General features: G+C 69.8%; 14 protein-coding genes. 6 read left to right on the forward strand and 8 right to left on the reverse strand.

Translation table 11 applies throughout. The features are described from left to right. Positions 1-819: NYN domain-containing protein (locus tag QR77_RS48415; protein WP_236710569.1), on the reverse strand; the 819-nt coding region annotated here is incomplete at its 3' end. A 233-nt stretch (positions 820-1,052) separates the two neighbouring features. On the opposite strand from QR77_RS48415, the gene QR77_RS08725 reads away from it, so the two are divergent. Beyond that, positions 1,053-1,235 carry a hypothetical protein gene (locus tag QR77_RS08725; protein ID WP_040020738.1) on the forward strand — a complete coding sequence of 61 codons (183 nt, stop codon included), beginning with the start codon at positions 1,053-1,055 and terminating at the stop codon, positions 1,233-1,235. 126 nt (positions 1,236-1,361) lie between these two features. Here QR77_RS08725 and dnaE read toward each other — a convergent pair whose 3' ends face one another. Continuing rightward, on the reverse strand, positions 1,362-4,901 hold the full coding sequence (gene dnaE / locus QR77_RS08730) for a DNA polymerase III subunit alpha (protein ID WP_040020740.1): 3,540 nt from the start codon (positions 4,899-4,901) through the stop codon (positions 1,362-1,364). A 211-nt stretch (positions 4,902-5,112) separates the two neighbouring features. On the opposite strand from dnaE, the gene QR77_RS08735 reads away from it, so the two are divergent. The 3 genes from QR77_RS08735 to QR77_RS08745 all read left to right on the forward strand — a co-directional run bounded on the left by QR77_RS08735 (position 5,113) and on the right by QR77_RS08745 (position 8,110). Further along, entirely contained in the window at positions 5,113-6,453 is a 1,341-nt protein-coding gene (locus QR77_RS08735) for a DUF2252 domain-containing protein (RefSeq protein ID WP_040020742.1), read from the forward strand. Positions 6,454-6,530: 77 nt separating this feature from the next. Beyond that, on the forward strand, positions 6,531-7,217 hold the full coding sequence (locus QR77_RS08740; RefSeq protein ID WP_040020744.1) for a hypothetical protein: 687 nt from the start codon (positions 6,531-6,533) through the stop codon (positions 7,215-7,217). Positions 7,218-7,291: 74 nt separating this feature from the next. Next, on the forward strand, positions 7,292-8,110 hold the full coding sequence (locus tag QR77_RS08745) for a thioredoxin domain-containing protein (RefSeq protein ID WP_040020746.1): 819 nt from the start codon (positions 7,292-7,294) through the stop codon (positions 8,108-8,110). Between the two features lie 284 nt (positions 8,111-8,394). Here the strand turns inward: QR77_RS08745 and QR77_RS08750 are convergent, their stop codons facing one another. Next, on the reverse strand, positions 8,395-8,964 hold the full coding sequence (locus tag QR77_RS08750) for a dienelactone hydrolase family protein (RefSeq protein ID WP_040020747.1): 570 nt from the start codon (positions 8,962-8,964) through the stop codon (positions 8,395-8,397). Between the two features lie 120 nt (positions 8,965-9,084). Between QR77_RS08750 and QR77_RS08755 the strand changes: the two genes are divergently transcribed. Beyond that, positions 9,085-10,251 (forward strand): mechanosensitive ion channel domain-containing protein, encoded by a 1,167-nt coding sequence (locus QR77_RS08755; RefSeq protein ID WP_040020749.1) that lies wholly within the window; start codon positions 9,085-9,087, stop codon positions 10,249-10,251. Positions 10,252-10,269: 18 nt separating this feature from the next. Here the strand turns inward: QR77_RS08755 and QR77_RS08760 are convergent, their stop codons facing one another. The 5 genes from QR77_RS08760 to QR77_RS08780 form a co-directional block, all read right to left on the reverse strand. Beyond that, positions 10,270-11,856 carry a Na+/H+ antiporter gene (locus QR77_RS08760; protein WP_040020750.1) on the reverse strand — a complete coding sequence of 529 codons (1,587 nt, stop codon included), beginning with the start codon at positions 11,854-11,856 and terminating at the stop codon, positions 10,270-10,272. Between the two features lie 124 nt (positions 11,857-11,980). Beyond that, on the reverse strand, positions 11,981-12,487 hold the full coding sequence (locus tag QR77_RS08765) for a GNAT family N-acetyltransferase (protein ID WP_052488618.1): 507 nt from the start codon (positions 12,485-12,487) through the stop codon (positions 11,981-11,983). After that, complete coding sequence (locus tag QR77_RS08770; protein ID WP_040020751.1) at positions 12,484-13,425, reverse strand: RluA family pseudouridine synthase; 942 nt, start codon at positions 13,423-13,425, stop codon at positions 12,484-12,486. The genes QR77_RS08765 and QR77_RS08770 overlap by 4 nt, the downstream gene beginning before the upstream one ends. Positions 13,426-13,442: 17 nt before the next feature. Further along, a complete protein-coding gene (gene lspA, locus QR77_RS08775; RefSeq protein WP_040020753.1) occupies positions 13,443-14,003 on the reverse strand; it encodes a signal peptidase II in 561 nt (186 codons plus the stop codon). A gap of 71 nt (positions 14,004-14,074) precedes the next feature. Continuing rightward, positions 14,075-14,866 (reverse strand): TraR/DksA C4-type zinc finger protein, encoded by a 792-nt coding sequence (locus QR77_RS08780; RefSeq protein ID WP_040020755.1) that lies wholly within the window; start codon positions 14,864-14,866, stop codon positions 14,075-14,077. 579 nt (positions 14,867-15,445) lie between these two features. Here QR77_RS08780 and ileS point away from each other — a divergent pair. Further along, positions 15,446-18,610, forward strand: coding sequence for an isoleucine--tRNA ligase (gene ileS, locus QR77_RS08785; RefSeq protein ID WP_173476424.1), 3,165 nt, complete (start codon positions 15,446-15,448; stop codon positions 18,608-18,610). Positions 18,611-19,281 lie beyond the last annotated feature (671 nt).

Below are 19,281 nucleotides of genomic sequence, written 5' to 3' on the forward strand. Positions count from 1 at the left end.
CGAGCCCGCGGGAGGGCCTCCGGGGCCCCGCAGGCTCGCCAGGTCCTTGGGGGTGGGAACGCCCCGGGTGCCGGCGCCTGCCGGGCTCTCCTCGCGGCTGTGTTCGTCCGGTGGTGTCCTGGTGCCGTTGCGGGCGGCCGGCTCCCGCGCCTGTTCCGTGCTGTCCGCCGAGGCGGCGAGCGCCGACTCGGGCAGGGGCGCCGAGAGGATCGCGGCGATCTCGGGGCGGGGCGCCTGGGGTGGCGCGCAGATGCCGCCGAGTTCCTTGGCCCGTACGGCCTTGGTGATCCAGGTACGGTCGAGCACCCGCCGCTCGTCCGCCTCGGCCACCAGGTCTTCCGACTGGTTGTAGTCGCCGTCGGCCGCCTGGACGGCCCACAGGTGTACGGCGACCCCGTGCTCCTTCGCCGACATCAGGCCCGGCAGCAGATCGCCGTCCCCGGTGACCAGCACGACATCGGAGCAGGCACGATTTCTGGCCAGTTCGGTCAGCTCCGCGTGCATGGCGGCGTCGACGCCTTTCTGTGCCCAGCGCCCGTCGCTGCGGGTGAGGGCGCCCAGCCTGACGGTGACGCGCGGCATGACCCGCAGCCGCCGGTGTTCCGGCTGGGGGACCCGGTCGGGGGCGCCGTCGAACCAGTAGATCCGCAGCAGTGGCTGCTGCGTATCGGCCTCCGCCCGTTCGCGCAGGCCCTGGATCAGGGCGGCGTGGTCGACGGTGATGCGGGAGCGGGCCGGTTCTCCGGCGAGGAGACTCGCGGCGGCGCCCAGCAGATAGCCGGCGTCCACCAGGACGACGCAGCGGTCCACGTGTTCCACCTTCTTTCGGGAACCCCGGGATCGGAAATCGTGAAATGACCGTGGGTTTCCTTCGAGTCTGCCCGACGAACGGAGGGTTAACGTCCGGAACTCGATCATCGGCGTGGCGTAACCGGTGCCCTCCCCCTGACAAGGCAGCACTACACACCGCAATGATCCAAAATGCGGCAATATGTTCGGTATGTGAGTCTGAACGCGGCCCTGGCCCCGAGACCCTCACAGGAGGCAGCACCATGGCCAAGAACAAGAACCGCGATCGTGGTAATCAGCGGCAGCAGGACCGCTCGGCGCCCGCGCCGGGCAGCGAGGAGTCGAAGGGCGCACCCGATGAGGACCGCGCCGAGCAGGTGCAGTCACGGATAGCCTCGCCCTCCGATGTCGCCCGTAAGGGGCAGAAGCGCTTCGGCCACAACTGACGCGCGGTCCGCATGCGCCTGAGGGGCGCACCCGGTGACCGGGTGCGCCCCTCAGGAGCGCTTGCGTGGGCGCCGGCGCGGCGTACGGCGTGGGCGCCGGCGTCGCGTACGCGGCGTACGCCCGGCTCAGCCGGCCAGGCAGGCCGGGCCGAGCAGCACCTTCAGGTCGCCGAAGAGGGCCGGGTCGGGCTGGACCCGGTGCCGGTCGAGCCTGAGCACCGTTGTCTTGCGGGCGCCCTGGAGCTTGATACGGACCTCGGAGTTGCCCCGGTGGTGCCCGAGGATCTCACCGAGACGGCTGACCATCGGAGGGGTGACCTTCACCGTGGGGATGGTGATGGTGACAGGCGCGTCGGTGCCCGCCGACGACAGGTCGGGGACGGCGAGTTCCATCGCGACGAGACGGGGAATGTCCTCGCGCTTGTCGAGGCGTCCCTTGACGAAGACGACGGTGTCCTCGACGAGCTGCGTGGAGACGAGCTGGTAGGTGGCGGGGAAGAACATGCACTCGATCGAGCCCGCGAGGTCCTCGACGGTCGCGATGGCCCAGGCGTTGCCCTGCTTGGTCATCTTCCGCTGGAGTCCGGAGATGATCCCGCCGATGGTGACGACGGCACCGTCCGCGTGCTCGCCACCGGTGAGCTGGGAGATCGCCGCGTCGGACTTGTCGGACAGGACGTGTTCGATGCCGAAGAGCGGGTGGTCGGAGACGTAGAGGCCGAGCATCTCGCGCTCCTGCGCGAGCAGGTACGACTTGTCCCACTCGATGTCGGAGAACTCGACGTCGAGCCCGAAGCCCGGCTCGTTCGTCTCCTCCTCGCCCATGCCGCCGAAGAGGTCGAACTGCCCCTCCGCCTCCTTGCGCTTGACGGCGACCACGTTGTCGATCATCGGTTCGTGGTGCGCGACCAGGCTCTTGCGGGTGTGGCCCATCTCGTCGAAGGCGCCGGCCTTGATGAGCGACTCGACGGTGCGCTTGTTGCAGACGACCGCCTCGACCTTGTCCAGGAAGTCCGGGAAGGTGGAGTACTTCCCCTTCGCCTTGCGGCACCTGATGATCGAGTCCACGACGTTCGCGCCGACGTTGCGCACCGCGGTGAGGCCGAAGAGGATCACGTCGTCGCCCTGCGCGGCGAAGTTCGCCTGCGAGTCGTTCACATTCGGCGGCAGCACCTTGATGCCCATGCGCCGGCACTCGTTGAGATAGACCGCCGACTTGTCCTTGTCGTCCTTCACCGAGGTCAGCAGGGCGGCCATGTACTCGGCGGGATAGTTCGCCTTGAGGTACGCCGTCCAGTACGTGACCAGGCCGTACGCGGAGGAGTGCGCCTTGTTGAACGCGTATCCGGCGAACGGGACCAGCACGTCCCACAGCGCCTTGATGGCCTCGTCCGAGTAGCCGTTCTTCTTGGCGCCGGCCTGGAAGAGGACGAAGTTCTTCGCCAGCTCGTCGGCCTTCTTCTTGCCCATCACGCGGCGCAGGATGTCGGCCTCGCCCAGCGAGTACCCGGCGATGATCTGGGCGGCCTTCTGCACCTGCTCCTGGTACACGATCAGGCCGTGGGTGAGGCCGAGGACCTCCTTGAGAGGCTCCTCCAGCTCCGGGTGGATCGGGGTGATCTCCTGCTGGCCGTTCTTGCGCAGCGCGTAGTTCGTGTGCGAGTTCATGCCCATCGGGCCCGGCCGGTACAGGGCCGAGACGGCGGAAATGTCCTCGAAGTTGTCGGGCTTCATCAGCCGCAGCAGCGAACGCATCGGCCCGCCGTCGAACTGGAAGACGCCGAGCGTGTCGCCCCGGCAGAGCAGTTCGTACGTCGTCGGGTCGTCCAGCGGCAGGGCCAGCAGGTCGAGGTCCCTGCCCTTGTTGGCCTTCACCATCTTGACGGCGTCGTCCATGATGGTCAGGTTCCGCAGGCCCAGGAAGTCCATCTTCAGCAGGCCGAGCGACTCACAACTCGGGTAGTCCCACTGAGTGATCGTCACACCGTCGGTGTGCCGGACCCAGACCGGCACATGGTCGGTGATCGTCTCGCTGGACATGATCACGCCGGCCGCGTGCACACCCATCTGCCGGACCAGGCCCTCCACACCCTTCGCGGTGTCGATGACCTTCTTGACGTCCGCCTCGTTCTCGTACATCCCCCGGATCTCGCCCGCCTCGCTGTAGCGCGGGTGCTTGGGGTCGGTGATGCCGTTGAGGTCGATGCCCTTGCCGAGGACGTCGGCGGGCATGGCCTTCGTCAGGCGGTCGCCCATCGCGTACGGGTAGCCCAGCACGCGCGCGGAGTCCTTGATCGCGTTCTTGGCCTTGATCTTTCCGTAGGTGCCGATCATGGCGACCTTGTCGGCGCCGTACTTCTCGGTCACATACCGGATGACCTCGCCGCGCCTGCGCTCGTCGAAGTCGATGTCGACGTCGGGCATCGAGATGCGCTCGGGGTTCAGGAACCGCTCGAAGATCAGACCGTGCTCGATCGGGTCCAGGTCGGTGATGCCCATGGCGTACGACACGATCGAACCGGCCGCCGAACCACGGCCGGGACCCACCGCGATCCCGTTGTTCTTGGCCCACATGATGAAGTCGGCGACCACCAGGAAGTACCCGGGGAAGCCCATCTCGATGATGATCCCCATCTCGTACTCGACCTGCTTCTGCCGGTCCTCGGGGATGCCGTTCGGGTAGCGGCGGGCCATGCCGCGCATGGTCTCCTCCTTGAACCAGGTGACCTCGCTGAAGCCCTCGGGGACCTCGAACTTGGGCATCAGGTTCTTCTCCTGGAACATGCCCTCCGTGTCGATCTGCTGGGCGACCAGCAGGGTGTTGGCGCAGCCCTGCTGCCAGGCGTCGGAGGAGTCGACCGCGTACATCTCGTCGGTGGACTTGAGGTAGTAGCCGGTGCCGTCGAAGCGGAAGCGGTCCGGGTCGGAGAGGTTCTTGCCGGTCTGGATGCACAGCAGCGCGTCGTGGGCGGTGGCCTCGCCGGCGTACGTGTAGTGCGAGTCGTTCGTCACCAGGGGCGGGATGCCCAGCTTCTTGCCGATCTCCAGCAGACCGTCACGGACGCGGCGCTCGATCTCGATGCCGTGGTCCATCAGCTCCAGGAAGTACTTGTCCTTGCCGAAGATGTCCTGGTACTCGGCTGCGGCCTTCAGCGCCTCGTCCTCCTGGCCGAGCCGCAGCCGGGTCTGGAGCTCGCCGGACGGGCAGCCGGTGGAGGCGATGAGCCCCTCGGACCACTTGGCGATGGTCTCCTTGTCCATCCGGGGCCACTTCGTCAGCCAGCCCTCGGCGTACGCGTCGGAGGACAGCCGGAACAGGTTGTGCAGCCCCGTCGCGTTCGACGCCCAGATCGTCTTGTGCGTGTAACCGCCGGAACCCGAGACGTCGTCCCGCTTCTGGTGCGGCTGGCCCCACTGGATCTTGCGCTTGTTGCGCCGGGACTCCGGGGCGACGTACGCCTCGATCCCGATGATCGGGGTCACACCCGCCTTCTTCGCCTGATGGAAGAAGTCGTACGCGCCATGGAGGTTCCCGTGATCGGTCATGGCGATGTGCGACATACCCATGTCCTTGCAGGCGTTGAACATGTCGCCCAGCCGCGCGGCACCGTCCAGCAGCGAGTACTGGGTGTGGACGTGCAGGTGCGTGAACGGCGGCTTTGTCACGGTGGGGACCTCCAGCGGACGGTGAACTGCGGACGACTGGCCCCGGACGATCTGGGGGGACAGCGTGGAAGTCTACGACTCCGCCAGGGCCCTCCGCGGGCACTCCGGAGTAGCGTCGTGCGTTGCGCATTCTGATGGCATCGTCGCCCTCCGGCGGGGCGGCGTGTGCGCACATACGTTCCGGACACCCCGCACCAGGAGGCACCCAGCGATGTCGGTCCCGCGACCCGTTGAAACAGTTGACGAGCAGCGCGGCGAGGAGATCCTCGCCGTCTTCGAGACCGCCTTCGGGCAGCTCCTCGCGGCCGATCCGGCCGCGTTCCAGGTCAAATTCCGGAAGATGGCCGCGTCCGCCTTCGCCTTCTACCGCGGCACCGCGGCCCTGTTCTACCGGGACCTGGAGCAGGACAGAGCGGCGTCCGCGCCCGGTGCGCCGTTCGTCGACGAGCGCACGGGCCGGGTGTGGATCCACGGCGACCTGCACGCGGAGAACTTCGGCACGTACATGGACGCCAACGGCCGGCTGATCTTCAACGTCAACGACTTCGACGAGGCGTACGTCGGGCCGTTCACCTGGGACCTGAAGCGCTTCGCCGCCTCCCTCGCCCTCATCGGCTACACCAAGGCGCTCAGCGACGAGCAGATCACCGAGCTGGTGGAGATCTACGCGGGCGCCTACCGCGAGCGGATCCACGCGCTCGCCACCGGCGCGAAGAACGACGAGGTGCCGCCCTTCACCCTGGACACCGCCGAGGGCCCGCTGCTCAAGGCCCTGCGCTCGGCGCGGTCGCTGACCCGCTTCGGGCTGCTCGACTCGATGACCGAGATCCGGGAGTACGAGCGGCGCTTCGCTCCGGGCAGCGGCTCCATCGAGCTGGACGCCGCGACCCGGTACAAGATCCTGGCGGCCTTCGACGGCTATCTGGAGACGCTGCCCGAGTCCAGCCTGACCCGCCCCGACTCGTACCGCGTGAAGGACGTCGTCGGGCGGCGCGGCATCGGGATCGGCTCGGCCGGGCTGCCCTCGTACAACATCCTGCTGGAGGGCAACAGCGACGCCCTGGAGAACGACGTCGTGATCTACATGAAGCAGGCGCAGACCCCGGCCGTCTCGCGGCACATCACCGACCACGCCATCCGGGAGTACTTCCAGCACGAGGGCCACCGCACGGTCATCTCGCAGCGGGCGCTCCAGGCGCACGCCGACCCGTGGCTCGGCTGGACCGAGCTGGACGGTGCCGGGCAGCTCGTGGCGGAGATCTCACCGTACGCGGTGGACCTCGACTGGTCGGACCTGGACGACCCCGAGGAGATCGCCGCGGTCGTCGCCGACCTCGGCAGGGCGACGGCCACGATGCACGGGGCCGCCGACAACGAGAGCGGGCACTCCCTGGTGCCGTTCTCCACGGAGCGCGCCATCGACGCGGCCATCGCGGGCGACGAGGAGAGCTTCAGCGGGCTGCTGGTGGACTTCGCACACGCCTACGGGGCGCGGGCGAGGGCCGACCACCAGATCTTCGTCGACCTGTTCCGCAACGGACGGCTCGGCTAGCGCGGGCCGTCCGGGACGGCGGGGACGGCCGGATCCTTAAGGATCCCTTACAGGGCGGCATGGGACACTCGGCAACGATGGACATATCCAGGACGCAGCTCAGGGCCGCGCGGGCAGCACTCTTCACGGCACTCGTCGTGACACTGTCCGCCGGTTCGCATGTGCTGCTGTCCAGGACGCCGCTGCCCGCCTCCGTCGTCGCCGGGATCGCGGCCGTGGTGTTCACGCTCGCGTACGCCACGGCGGGGCGCGAGCGCGGCTTCTGGGGCATCGCGGCGCTGCTCGTACCGCTGGAACTGGCCGCGGACACCGTCTTCACCACCGGACAGCAGGTCTGTTACGGCCCTGCGGGCGGACCGGTCGCCGGTTCGCTCCGCTCGGTCGGCTTCGACCTCCTCTGCGGCGGCGGCATCGGCACCCGGCTGCCGGGAGTGGTCTCCTCCCCGGAGGGCACCGCCTCCGCGCTGCTCAACTCGCCGGACCCGGCCCTGCCGTGGGTGCTGCTCGCCCTGCACGTCTCGATCGGGCTGCTCGCCGCGGCCTGGCTGAGGCGCGGCGAGTCGGCGCTGGCCGGGATGGTCCTGACCGCGACGGCCTCCGCCTTCCGGCCGCTGCTGCTCGCCTTCTCGGTGGCCGGGACGGTACGCGGGGCCGTACGGCGCGGACCGCGCCCCTTCGGGCCGCCGCCTCTCGCCCGTATGCATCTCCACGCGCACTCCGTAGGACGCCGAGGGCCTCCTGGCCTGGCGCTCAGCACTGTCTGAGTTCCGTCCGCGTACCCCCGCAGCAGCCCTGCGGCACCTCGGCACCACCATGTCACCACACGGAGTGAACAAGCATGAGCACACGTAACAGCCAGACCAACAAGGCAGCAGCCCGCGACCGGCTGCGGCAGGAGCGCGAGCGCCAGGCGAAGAAGGCCAAGACGCGCCGCCAGTTCACCGTCGCCGGGGCCGTCGTGGTGGTCCTCGCGATAGCCGGCGGCGTGAGCTACGCCGTCATCCAGGGCAACAAGCCGTCCCAGTGGGAGGCGGCGGCGGACGCGAAGTCCATCGTCGCCCCGAAGAACACCTCAGGCACCGACGGCACGACCGTGGTGATCGGCAAGTCCACGGCGAAGAAGACGCTGGTGGAGTTCGAGGACTCGCGCTGCCCGATCTGCGCCCAGTTCGAGCAGACGGTCGGCTCGACCGTCCAGAACGACATCGACAGCGGCAAGTTCAAGATCCAGTACGTCGGCGCCACCTTCATCGACAAGTCCGACAACGGCGTGGGCTCGAAGAACGCGCTGTCCGCGCTGGGCGCCGCGCTCAACGTCAGCCCGGAGGCGTTCCTCCAGTACAAGTCGGCGCTCTACTCGACGAAGTTCCACCCCGACGAGAGCACCGACAAGTTCGCCAAGGACAGCTACCTCATCCAGGTGGCCGACACGGTGGCCCCGCTCAAGGGCAACGCGACCTTCCAGAAGGCCGTCAAGAGCGGCACCTACGACGCGTGGGCCATGAAGATGTCCAACACCTTCGACAAGAGCGGTGTGCAGGGAACCCCGACGTTCAAGATGGACGGCAAGACGATCACCTCCGAGGGCAGCAGCAACCCGCCCATGACGGTGGCCGACTTCAACACCGCGATCGCCAAGGCCCTGGGCCCTGTCTGACAAATCCCGCCTGGCTCGCGGCGCCCGGCACGCACACTCGCCGCGTTGTCGGAGTCATCCAAGTACGTCCAGTACGAGGACGATCCTCCGCCTTGCGATTGCACGCACCGAACACCGCGAGCCCGCCCTCCGGGCGGACGGCGGGATTTGTCAGACAAGGCCTGGCGGCGTGAGTGCCGGTCGTGTCCGGTCCACCCGGTCCCCGTCGGGGCGGGTGGACCGTACACGGCAGCACGAGCACGGCAGCACGTCACGCTCTGAGCAGCGGGTACGTCCGGCTCGGCTCAGAGCGACTCGATGAAGGCGAGCCCGACCTGCCAGGTCTTCTCGGCGGCCGCGCTGTCGTAGTCCGGCAGCTCCGGGTCGGTGTACAGATGCCCCGCCCCCGGGTGGCCGAAGACCTCCACGTCGGCGCCGACCTGCCGCATCCGCAGATACCACGTCGTCAGCCAGTCGTGGGTCTCGAACGGGTCCGGGTCGGCGACATGGAGCTGTACGGGCAGCTCGTCCACGGACGCGTTCTCCGCGATGTCCGACGTACCGTGCATCAGCAGCAGCCCGCGCGCCTTCTCGTCCCCCAGCGCCAGGGTCTGCGCGATCGAGCCGCCGAGCGAGAAGCCCGCGTAGACGAGGCCCCGGTCGGAGTACGGGGCCGCCGCCATGATCGCCCGGCGCAGCAGCTCCTCCTTGCCGATCTTGTCCTTCAGCTCCGCGCCCCCTTCCACGGTGTCGGCGGTTTCTCCGCCGAAGAGGTCGGGCACGTGCACCTGATGTCCGGCCGCGCGCAGCCGCTCCGCCCACGCGGAGACGGCCGGCCGCAGCCCGTACATCGAATGGAAGAGGATGATGTCCATCCCGCCATCCTGCCAGCCCACGCCCTGACCGAAAGCCCTGGCCAAGAGCCCTGGCCAGGACCCCCGACCGAGACCCTGACCAAGAGGCCCCGACCGAGGGGCCCGGCCCAAGAGGGAGCCATGGAGACCGTACTGCGCCCGTTGTCCGTGTTCGGGGGCTCCGTCGTCCTCACACTGCTGCTCGTGTGGGGCGTCGACGTCCTGCTGCGCCGCGCGGACGACCGCCACCGCGAGACGCCGCTGTGGGGCCTGCTGCGCCGCTGCAGGTCGCCGCTGCTGGTGGTCCTGCTCACCGGGCTGCTGCGCGGGTCGTACCCCGCCGTCGAGTGGTCGTTCGTCGAGCAGTACAAGGGCGCGATCGGACGGGTGCTCTCGCTGATCCTGATCGCGGCAGGCGCGTGGCTGGTGGTGCGTATGGTGTCCGCCGCCGTGGAGTCGTCGTACGCCCGCTACGCGTCGCTCACCCGCGACGCGGCCCGGGTGCGCCGGGTCCGTACGCAGGTGACGCTGACGATGCGGATCGTGACGGCGGTCGTGGTGATCGTGGCCGTCGCCGCGATCCTGCTGACCTTCCCCGACATGCGGGCGCTCGGCACGTCGATGCTGGCGTCGGCCGGGATCATCGGCATCGTCGCCGGTGTCGCCGCGCAGTCGACGCTCGGCAATCTCTTCGCCGGCTTCCAGATCGCCTTCGGCGACATGGTGCGGATCGGCGACACCGTGGTGGTGGACGGCGAGTGGGGTGTGGTCGAGGAGGTCACGCTGACCTTCCTCGCCGTACGCACGTGGGACGAGCGGCGCATCACGATGCCTGTGTCGTACTTCACCAGCAGGCCCTTCGAGAACTGGTCGCGCGGCGGGGTCCAGATGACCGGCTCCGTCTTCTTCCAGCTCGACCACGCGGCGCCGGTGCGGCTGATGCGCGAGAAGCTGCACGAGATCCTGCGGGAGTGCACGGCCTGGGACGGCCGGAGCTGGAGCCTGGCCGTCACCGACTCCACGCCGACCACGATGGAGGTGCGGGCCGTCGCCACGGCGAAGGACGCCGACGACATCTGGACCGTGCGGTGCACCGTGCGCGAGCAGATGATCCACTGGCTGTCCGAGGAGCATCCGTACGCGCTGCCGCGGGTCTCGACGGCTCCGGCGCCGGAGGGCCGCCACCCGTCCGACGTGCCCGCCCCGAGGGACCGTCAGGAGTCGGACAGCGCGTCCGGGTCCGAGCGGGACCCCGGCCAGGACCGGGACCACACGGAGGAGGACCAGCCCCGCGTGGGACGCGGCTGACGGACCGGGGGACCGCGCTCAGCGCATGCTGCGCACGTCCAGGTGCCGCAGCACCCGGTCCACCACTTCCGGGTCCGAGCCCGGCTCGCTGCGCGCCGACAGGATCTCGTGGCGGGCCGCCGACATCATGTCCCGCTGGATGCGCTGGACGGCCTTCAGCCGGCCCGCCCGTTTCGCGACCCACTCCCTGCGCTCGTCGTCGGCCACGAAGGGGCTGATCCGTGCCCCGATGTCGACGGCGCCGCGCATCAGGCGCTCGCTGACGTCCTCCGGCAGATCCTCGACCTCCTCGATCTCCCTGAGGCGGCGTCTGGCGGCGCGCGCGGCACGGATCGCGAGGGAGTGCTCCAGGTCGCGTTCGGCGCCCGCGTCGGCGCGCACGCCCAGCTTCCGCACCAGCCAGGGCAGGGTGAGCCCCTGGATGACCAGGGTGCTCATGATGACGGCGAACGCGATGAAGATGATCTCGTCACGGCCGGGGAACGGCCGCCCGCTGTCCGTCTTCAGCGGGATCGCCAGCGCCAGCGCGACCGACGCCACCCCGCGCATCCCGGCCCACCACATCACCACCGTCTCGCGCCAACTGACGGGGATCTCCTCGTCGTAGTCGCGGAGCTTGTGCATCTTCTTCGCCGCCCAGGTCGCGGGCAGCAGCCACAGCAGCCGTACGCCGACGACAACCCCGACGACGATCCCGCCCCAGCCGACCATCCGGCCCATCCGGTCGCCGGCCGTGCCGAAGGCGTTGTGGAGCTCCAGGCCGATGAGGCCGAAGGCGACCCCGGTGACGAGCATGTCGACGATCCGCCAGAAGGCGTTCCCCGCCAGCCGTCCCATGACGTCGTCGGCGTCGGCGGTGTGCTCGGCGAGGAACAGCGCCAGGGTCAGTACGGCGAGCACCCCCGAGCCGTGCAGCTCCTCGGCCAGTACGTAGCTGACGAAAGGCACCAGCAGGGTCAGGCCGATCTGGAGCGTGGCGTCCCCGAGCAGCGACATCAGCTTGTTGGAGAGCCAGCCGAGCGCGAGCCCGATCGCCACGGCGACCACGGCGGACAGGACGAGCTGGCCGAACGCCTCCGGCCAGGAGAACGTTCCGCTGACGGCGGCGGCGATCGCCACGTGGTAGAGCACGATCGCCGTGACGTCGTTGAAGAGGCCCTCGCCCTCCAGGATCGAGATCAGCCGCCGTGGCAGCCCGAGGGATCCGGCGACGGCGGTCGCCGCGACCGGGTCGGGCGGTGCGACGAGCGCGCCGAGCGCGAAGGCGGCGGCGAGCGGCAGCCCCGGTACGACGGTGCTCGCCGCGGCCGCCACCGCCACCATCGTCACGAACACCAGGGCGACGGCGAGCAGGAAGATGGGGCGTCTGTTGGCCGCGAACTGGCGCCAGGAGGTGCGCTGCACGGCGGCGTACAGCAGCGGCGGCAGCAGTAGCGGGAGGATGAAATCCGGCGGCACCTGAACATTCGGCACGAAGGGGAGCAGCGCCAGCACGATCCCCAGGAGGGTCATCAGTACGGGCGACGGCAGCCCGAGGCGCTCCCCGAGCGGCACGGTGACCACGGCTCCGAGCAGCAGCACGAGCAGCAGCGCCAACTGGTCCACGGATGTGCCTCCGGCCGGGATCGAGCGTCGGTGATCACCTGGGGGTGATCAAGGGCTCAAGACTGCCACGGAGGCAAACCGCCCGCTGCTCGGCGGCGTCGCCGCCGGGTCAGCCGGGCAGAACCTAGATCGCGCGCCGCATCGAGCGGTGCGGAATCCCGGCGTCGGGGAACTCGGGCCCGTACGCCTCGTACCCCAGCCGCTCGTAAAAACCCAGCGCGTGGGTCTGCGCGTGCAGATCGACCACCGTCAGACCTGCGCCCCTGGCCGCGTCCTCGATGGCGCGCACCAGCGCGGCGCCGAGGCCCCGGCCCCTGGCCGCCCTGCCGACGGCGAGCCGTCCGAGCGCGCCGACGGCCGGGTCGCCGCCGGTCCTGTCGGCGGCGCCGGGACCGTACAGCAGCCGTCCGGTGCCGAGGGGTGCCCCGTCGTCGGCGACGGCGAGGACCTGGATGGCGTCGCCGTCGCGACCGTCGTACTCCAGCTCCTCGGGGACGCGCTGTTCGACGACGAAGACCTCTTTACGGACCAGGAAGCAGGCCTCCAGGTCGGCGGGGTCCTTCGCCACCCGTATCTCGTATCCGGGCTCCTGTCCGGACCCGTGTCCGGATCCGCCGCCGTCGCCGCTCACGCGTTGCTCTCCGCCCTCACCGTGTCCAGCGCACCCTGGAGGTCGTCGGGGTACGTGCTCTCGAACTCCACCCAGCGGCCGTCCGACGGGTGCTCGAACCCGAGCCGCATCGCGTGCAGCCACTGCCGGGTCAGGCCGAGGCGCTTCGAGAGCGTCGGGTCGGCGCCGTACGTCAGGTCGCCGACGCAGGGGTGCCGGTGGGCCGACATGTGCACCCTGATCTGGTGCGTACGGCCCGTCTCCAGCTTGATGTCCAGCAGCGAGGCGGACCGGAACGCCTCGATCAGGTCGTAGTGCGTGACCGACGGCTTGCCCTCGGCCGTGACCGCCCACTTGTAGTCGTGGTTCGGATGGCGGCCGATCGGGGCGTCGATGGTCCCGCTCATCGGGTCCGGGTGTCCCTGGACGAGCGCGTGGTAGCGCTTGTCGACGACCCGCTCCTTGAACTGCGCCTTGAGCAGCGTGTACGCGCGCTCCGACTTCGCGACGACCATCAGGCCCGAGGTACCGACGTCCAGCCGGTGCACGATGCCCTGGCGTTCGGCGGCGCCGGAGGTCGAGATGCGGTAGCCGGCGGCGGCCAGACCGCCGATGACGGTGGTGCCGGTCCAGCCGGGACTGGGGTGCGCGGCCACGCCGACCGGCTTGACGATCACGACGATGTCGTCGTCGTCATGGACGATCTCCATGCCCTCGACGGGTTCGGCCACGATCTGTACGGGTACGGCGGCGGCCGGCATCTCCACCTCCAGCCACGCTCCGCCGTTCACACGTTCGGATTTCCCGACGATGGAACCGTCGACCTGGACCTTCCCGGAAGCGGCCAGCTCGGCCGCTTTCGTACGGGAGAACCCGAACATACGGGCTATGGCGGCGTCGACGCGCTCGCCCTCCAGGCCATCGGGCACGGGCAGCGTTCTGATCTCGGGAAAGCTCACCCGTCGAGTATGCCCTGTCAGTCCTTGTGGACCGTTCCGTCGGGGTCCAGGCCCCGGAAGGACAGGATGACGATGAGCACGCCACCGCAGCAGATCGCCGAGTCGGCGAGGTTGAAGATCGCGAAGTGCGCGGGGGCGATGAAGTCCACGACGGCCCCGTGGAAGAGGCCGGGGGACCGGAAGATCCGGTCGGTGAGATTGCCGAAGGCGCCGCCGAGCAGCAGACCGAGGGCGATCGCCCAGGGCAGGCTGTGGAGCTTGCGCGACAGCCGGGCGATCACCACGATCACGGCGGCGGCGATACAGGTGAAGACCACGGTGTAGGCCTCGCCGAAGCCGAAGGCGGCACCGGCGTTCCTGATCACCTCGAACTGGAGCACATTGCCGACGAGCGCGAACGGCTCGTGGTGCTCCAGCTTGGCCACCACGAGCGTCTTGCTGCCGATGTCCAGCAGATAGGCCAGCACAGCGACGACGAAGAGCGCGACGATCTTGCGCTTCCCCTTGGGCTCTTCGGCGGTAGCCGCAGCCTCGTCGTCAACATCTGGCGTACCGATGACGCGCTCCGCCTCTGCCACGTGAGTCCCTCAACCTAGGTGCATGACTGAGCACGAGCGTACGTCACACCCTCGCGCTCCGGGTCACGGGCTCAGCCCCTGCGTTCCTGTTTCTGCTTGTCCTCCACACAGAGAGTCGCCCGTGGGAAGGCCTGCATCCGCGCCTTGCCGATCGGCTTGCCGCAGACCTCGCAGACACCGTACGTCCCGGCGTCGAGACGCTGGAGAGCCCGTTCGGTCTGCTCCAGTGTGTCCCTGGCGTTGGCGGCGAGCGACATCTCGTGCTCGCGGGTGATGTTCTTCGTACCGGTGTCCGCGTCGTCGTCACCCGCTCCGGCGCCCGAGTCCCGCATCAGACCGGCCAGGGCCTGCTCGGACGAGGTGATCTCGGCCGCCAGCCTGGCGGCCTCGCTCTCCAGGCCCGCGCGCGCCTCGGCCACCTCTTCCGGCGTCCAGGGGTCCTCACCGGGACGTACGGCCAGTTGTCCGGGCGGTACGGCTGCCGTGGCCACCGCGATGCCCTCGCCGTCGGCCGTGGATCCGCCGCCCGCGGTCTTCTTCGATCCCACCGTTTTGGCTCCCGTCTGTTCCGCGGCCTGTGCCGCCCCCTCGGCCGCGGGTGCGGCCTCATTCGCAGGTGCCTTGCCCGGCGCCGTCTTCTTGGCGGCGGTCTTCCTGGCTGCTGTCCTCGCCGGCTTCTTCGCCGGCTCCTTCTTCGCGGGTGCCTGTGTGTCCGGCGCCTCTCCGGTCGTGCCGTCCGTCTCGTCGGTGCCGTCCGTCTCGTCCGTACCGTCCGAACCGGTGCCTGTCGTGGTCGTGGAGGCGCTCTTCGCCGTGGATTTCTCCGCGGTCGCTTTCTTCGCGGCGGACTTCTTCGCCACCATGGCCGCGGCCCCTTCACACATTGTGATCTTGCTCGCGAATCGTGCTGGGACGATAAATCGACCCCAGCCCCGCGGCAACGGGGCACACCGCCGGTTGGCCCCTCCTCCGCCGTCGGACAAGACGAACCTCCATCCGTTGTTCCCAGCTCACCGCCCGGTAATCCGACGCGCGGGCATCACCGGGGTCCGAACGGGCCGGTATGACCGTTCGGGTCAAGCGCTCCGCCGTACGGTCCCGCCGGAAAACCGGTCGGGCGCTCCCCGTACGGGCCCGTACACTGGCGGGAGCGAGAGGCGTTGACGGGGACGAGTAGCGTCGTGAGCGGCCCAGAGCGACCCGGGGGCGGTGAGAGCCCGGGGGCAAGCACGAGGCGAAGATCACCCCGGAGCCGCCGGAAGAAAGCGCCGGTGCACCACCGGCGCGAGTAGAACCGGCAGCGCGACCCCAATGAGGGGGCCCCGGGACGGCGTACGCCCGGAGCCAAGGAGGGTGGTACCGCGGGAGCCCAGCTCTCGTCCCTCCGACGGAGAAGTCTTATGTTCCGCCGGAGGAAGCGCCCGATGACACCCGTGACACCGCTGACACCACCCCAGTACCACCAGGTGCCCGCCCAGGTCGACCTGCCCGCCATGGAGCACGCCGTGCTCGACTTCTGGCGCGAGGCCAAGGTCTTCGACAAGAGCCTCGAACAGACCGAGGGCCGCCCCGAGTGGGTCTTCTACGAGGGCCCGCCCACCGCCAACGGACTGCCGGGCGCCCACCACATCGAGGCCCGCGTCTTCAAGGACGTCTTCCCGCGCTTCCGCACGATGCGCGGTTACCACGTCGCCCGTAAGGCCGGCTGGGACTGCCACGGCCTGCCCGTCGAGCTGGCGGTGGAGAAGGAGCTGGGCTTCGAAGGCAAGAAGGACATCGAGGCGTACGGCATCGCCGCGTTCAACGACAAGTGCCGCGAGTCCGTCACCCGGCACACGGACGCCTTCACCGAGCTGACCAACCGCATGGGGTACTGGACGGACCTCGACCACGCCTACCGGACCATGGATCCGGAGTACATCGAATCCGTCTGGTGGTCGCTGAAGGAGATCTTCAACAAGGGGCTGCTGGTCCAGGACCACCGGGTGGCGCCCTGGTGCCCGCGCGACGAGACCGGCCTGTCCGACCACGAGCTGGCGCAGGGGTACGAGACGATCGTCGACCCGTCGGTCTTCGTACGCTTCCCGCTGACCTCGGGCCCGCTCGCCGGCGAGGCGGCGCTGCTCGTCTGGACCACGACCCCCTGGACGCTGGTCTCCAACACGGCGGTCGCCGCGCACCCCGACGTCACCTATGTGGTCGCCACCGACGGCGAGGAGAAGCTCGTCGTCGCCGAACCCCTGCTGGGGAAGGCGCTGGGCGAGGGGTGGGAGGTGACGGGCCCGTCGTTCACCGGGCGCGAGATGGAGCGCTGGACGTACGACCGCCCCTTCACCCTGATCGACTTCCCCGAGGGCCCGGACGCGTCGGCCGCCCACTACGTCGTCAACGCGGAGTACGTCACGACGGAGGACGGCACGGGTCTGGTCCACCAGTCCCCCGCCTTCGGCGAGGAGGACCTGAAGGTCTGCCGCGCCTACGGCCTGCCCGTCGTCAACCCGATCCGCCCCAACGGCACCTTCGAGGAGGACGTGCCGCTGGTCGGCGGCGTCTTCTTCAAGAAGGCCGACGAGGCGCTCACGGAGGACCTGCGCGAGCGCGGCCTGCTCTTCCGCCATGTCCCGTACGAGCACAGCTACCCGCACTGCTGGCGCTGCCACACCGCGCTCCTCTACTACGCGCAGCCGTCCTGGTACATCCGTACGACGGCCGTCAAGGACCGGCTGATCGAGGAGAACGAGGGGACCAACTGGTTCCCCGGCTCGGTCAAGCACGGCCGGTACGGCGACTGGCTGAACAACAACGTCGACTGGGCGCTCTCCCGCAACCGCTACTGGGGTACGCCGCTGCCGATCTGGCGCTGCGAGGACAGCCATCTGACGGTCGTGGGCTCGCTCGCCGAGCTGAGCGAGCTGACCGGCACCGACCAGTCGTCGCTGGACCCGCACCGCCCGTACATCGACGAGGTCACCTTCGCCTGCCCGACCTGCGGGCGGACGGCGACGCGGGTGCCCGAGGTGATCGACGCCTGGTACGACTCGGGTTCGATGCCGTTCGCGCAGTGGGGCTACCCGTACAAGAACAAGGACCTCTTCGAGCGGCGCTACCCGGCGCAGTTCATCTCGGAGGCGATCGACCAGACGCGCGGCTGGTTCTACACGCTGATGGCGATCGGCACGCTGGTCTTCGACAAGTCGAGTTACGAGAACGTGGTGTGCCTGGGCCACATCCTCGCCGAGGACGGCCGGAAGATGTCCAAGCACCTGGGCAACATGCTTCAGCCGATCCCGCTGATGGACCAGCACGGGGCCGACGCCGTGCGGTGGTTCATGGCGGCCGGCGGCTCGCCGTGGTCGGCGAGGCGGGTCGGGCACGGCACGATCCAGGAGGTCGTCCGCAAGACGCTGCTGACGTACTGGAACACGGTCGCCTTCCAGGCGCTGTACGCCCGTACCTCCGGCTGGGCCCCGAGCGCGGCGGACCCGGCGCCGGCGGACCGCCCGCTGCTGGACCGCTGGCTGCTGAGCGAGCTGCACGCGCTGGTGAACGAGACGACGCAGGCGCTGGAGGCGTACGACACACAGCGCGCCGGCAAGCTGCTGTCCGCGTTCGTGGACGACCTCTCGAACTGGTACGTACGCCGCTCGCGCCGCCGCTTCTGGCAGGGCGACAAGGCGGCACTGCGCACGCTGCACGACGTGGTCGAGACCGTGACCAGGCTGATGGCCCCGCTGACCCCGTTCATCACGGAGCGGGTCTGGCAGGACATGGTCGTGCCCGTGGTGGCGGACGCACCGGAGTCGGTGCACCTGTCGTCCTGGCCGGAGGCCGACCTCCAGTCGATCGACCCGACGCTCTCGCGCCAGATGCTGCTGGTACGGCGGCTGGTCGAGCTGGGACGCGCGACCCGGGCCGAGTCGGGCGTGAAGACCCGTCAGCCGCTCTCGCGGGCGCTGATCGCGGCGACGGGCTTCGAGACGCTGTCGGACGAGCTGCGCGCGCAGATCACGGAGGAGTTGAACGTCACGGCGCTGGCGACGCTGTCGGAGGTGGGCGGCTCGCTGGTCGACACGACGGCGAAGGCCAACTTCCGGGCCCTGGGCAAGCGCTTCGGCAAGGGCGTCCAGGCGGTGGCGGCGGCGGTCGCCGCGGCGGACGCGGCGGAACTGTCGGCGTCGCTGCGCGACAGCGGCGAGGCGTCGGTCACCGTGGACGGTGAGACAGTCTCGCTGGCCCCGGACGAGGTGATCATCACCGAGACGCCCAGGGAGGGCTGGTCGGTCGCTTCCGACTCGGGCGCGACGGTGGCCCTGGACCTGGAACTCACCCCGGACCTGCGGCGGGCGGGACTGGCCCGCGACGCGATCCGGCTGATCCAGGAGGCGCGGAAGAACAGCGGCCTGGACGTGGCCGACCGGATCGCGGTCCGCTGGACGTCGGAGTCGCCGGAGACGGCGGAGGCGGTGGCGGCGCACGCGGAACTGATCGCGGAGGAGGTCCTGGCGACGGACTTCGCATCGGGCGAAGCGGAGCCGGGGGCCGTGGAGTACGGCGCACCGTTCGAGGACGAGGGCCTGTCACTGACGTTCCGCCTCCGCAAGGCGTAACGACGGCCGCAGCCCGGCCTTGGACCCGCGACGCGGGGACGGGGCCGGGCTGTTGCGTCCCGTACCCCCCCTTCCCCGGGGCGGGTACGGGTCACAGCACAACGCCAACTCCCGGGAGCTGCGGGGGCGAAGCCCCACGGCCCGGCACCGGGCCGGCGCGCGCGTGGGCGAGGCACATCCCCGTACCGGAACGGACGGACGGGAGCGCCGCCCGCCGGACGCGCGACACCAGCGCGACGAAGCACAAGCGGCGGGGGGGGCGGCGAGCACGCGGGTCGCGTCGCGCGTACGGAGGTTCGGGGCGAAGCCCCGCAAGGGGTGCCGGAGCACAACCCCGCAGGGGTTCGGGGCTCAGGCCCACAAGGGGGCCCGGGAGCACAGACCCGCAAACGAAGTCCGGGGGCAAAGCCCCACAACGGGCCCCGGGGCGCAGCCCGCAGGGGGCGCGGGGGTCCGGAGTGGAACCCCGTAAGCGGGTGCGGGGCGCAGCCTCCACTGGAGCCCCGTAAGCGGGCCCGGGGCGCAGCCCCGTAACGGGGGTCCGGGGCGCAGCCCCGTAAGCGGGCCCGGGGCGCAGCCCCGGTTTCGGGGAGGGGCGGGTAGGGGAACTCGCCCCGCGCAGCGGGACCCGGCGCCACCCCCGCGCAGCGGGCCCGCGCCCGGACAGTCGC

Source organism: Streptomyces sp. 150FB (assembly GCF_000818195.1).
Taxonomy (GTDB): domain Bacteria; phylum Actinomycetota; class Actinomycetes; order Streptomycetales; family Streptomycetaceae; genus Streptomyces.

What these genes read in the sequence shown, in the direction of transcription:
- QR77_RS08750 (WP_040020747.1), bottom strand. Translation starts at nt 8,964, where the DNA reads ATGGACATCATCCTCTTCCATTCGATGTACGGGCTGCGGCCGGCCGTC.
- QR77_RS08780 (WP_040020755.1), bottom strand. Translation starts at nt 14,866, where the DNA reads ATGGTGGCGAAGAAGTCCGCCGCGAAGAAAGCGACCGCGGAGAAATCC.
- QR77_RS08735 (WP_040020742.1), top strand. Translation starts at nt 5,113, where the DNA reads ATGTCGGTCCCGCGACCCGTTGAAACAGTTGACGAGCAGCGCGGCGAG.
- QR77_RS08740 (WP_040020744.1), top strand. Translation starts at nt 6,531, where the DNA reads ATGGACATATCCAGGACGCAGCTCAGGGCCGCGCGGGCAGCACTCTTC.
- QR77_RS08725 (WP_040020738.1), top strand. Translation starts at nt 1,053, where the DNA reads ATGGCCAAGAACAAGAACCGCGATCGTGGTAATCAGCGGCAGCAGGAC.
- QR77_RS08755 (WP_040020749.1), top strand. Translation starts at nt 9,085, where the DNA reads ATGGAGACCGTACTGCGCCCGTTGTCCGTGTTCGGGGGCTCCGTCGTC.
- QR77_RS08745 (WP_040020746.1), top strand. Translation starts at nt 7,292, where the DNA reads ATGAGCACACGTAACAGCCAGACCAACAAGGCAGCAGCCCGCGACCGG.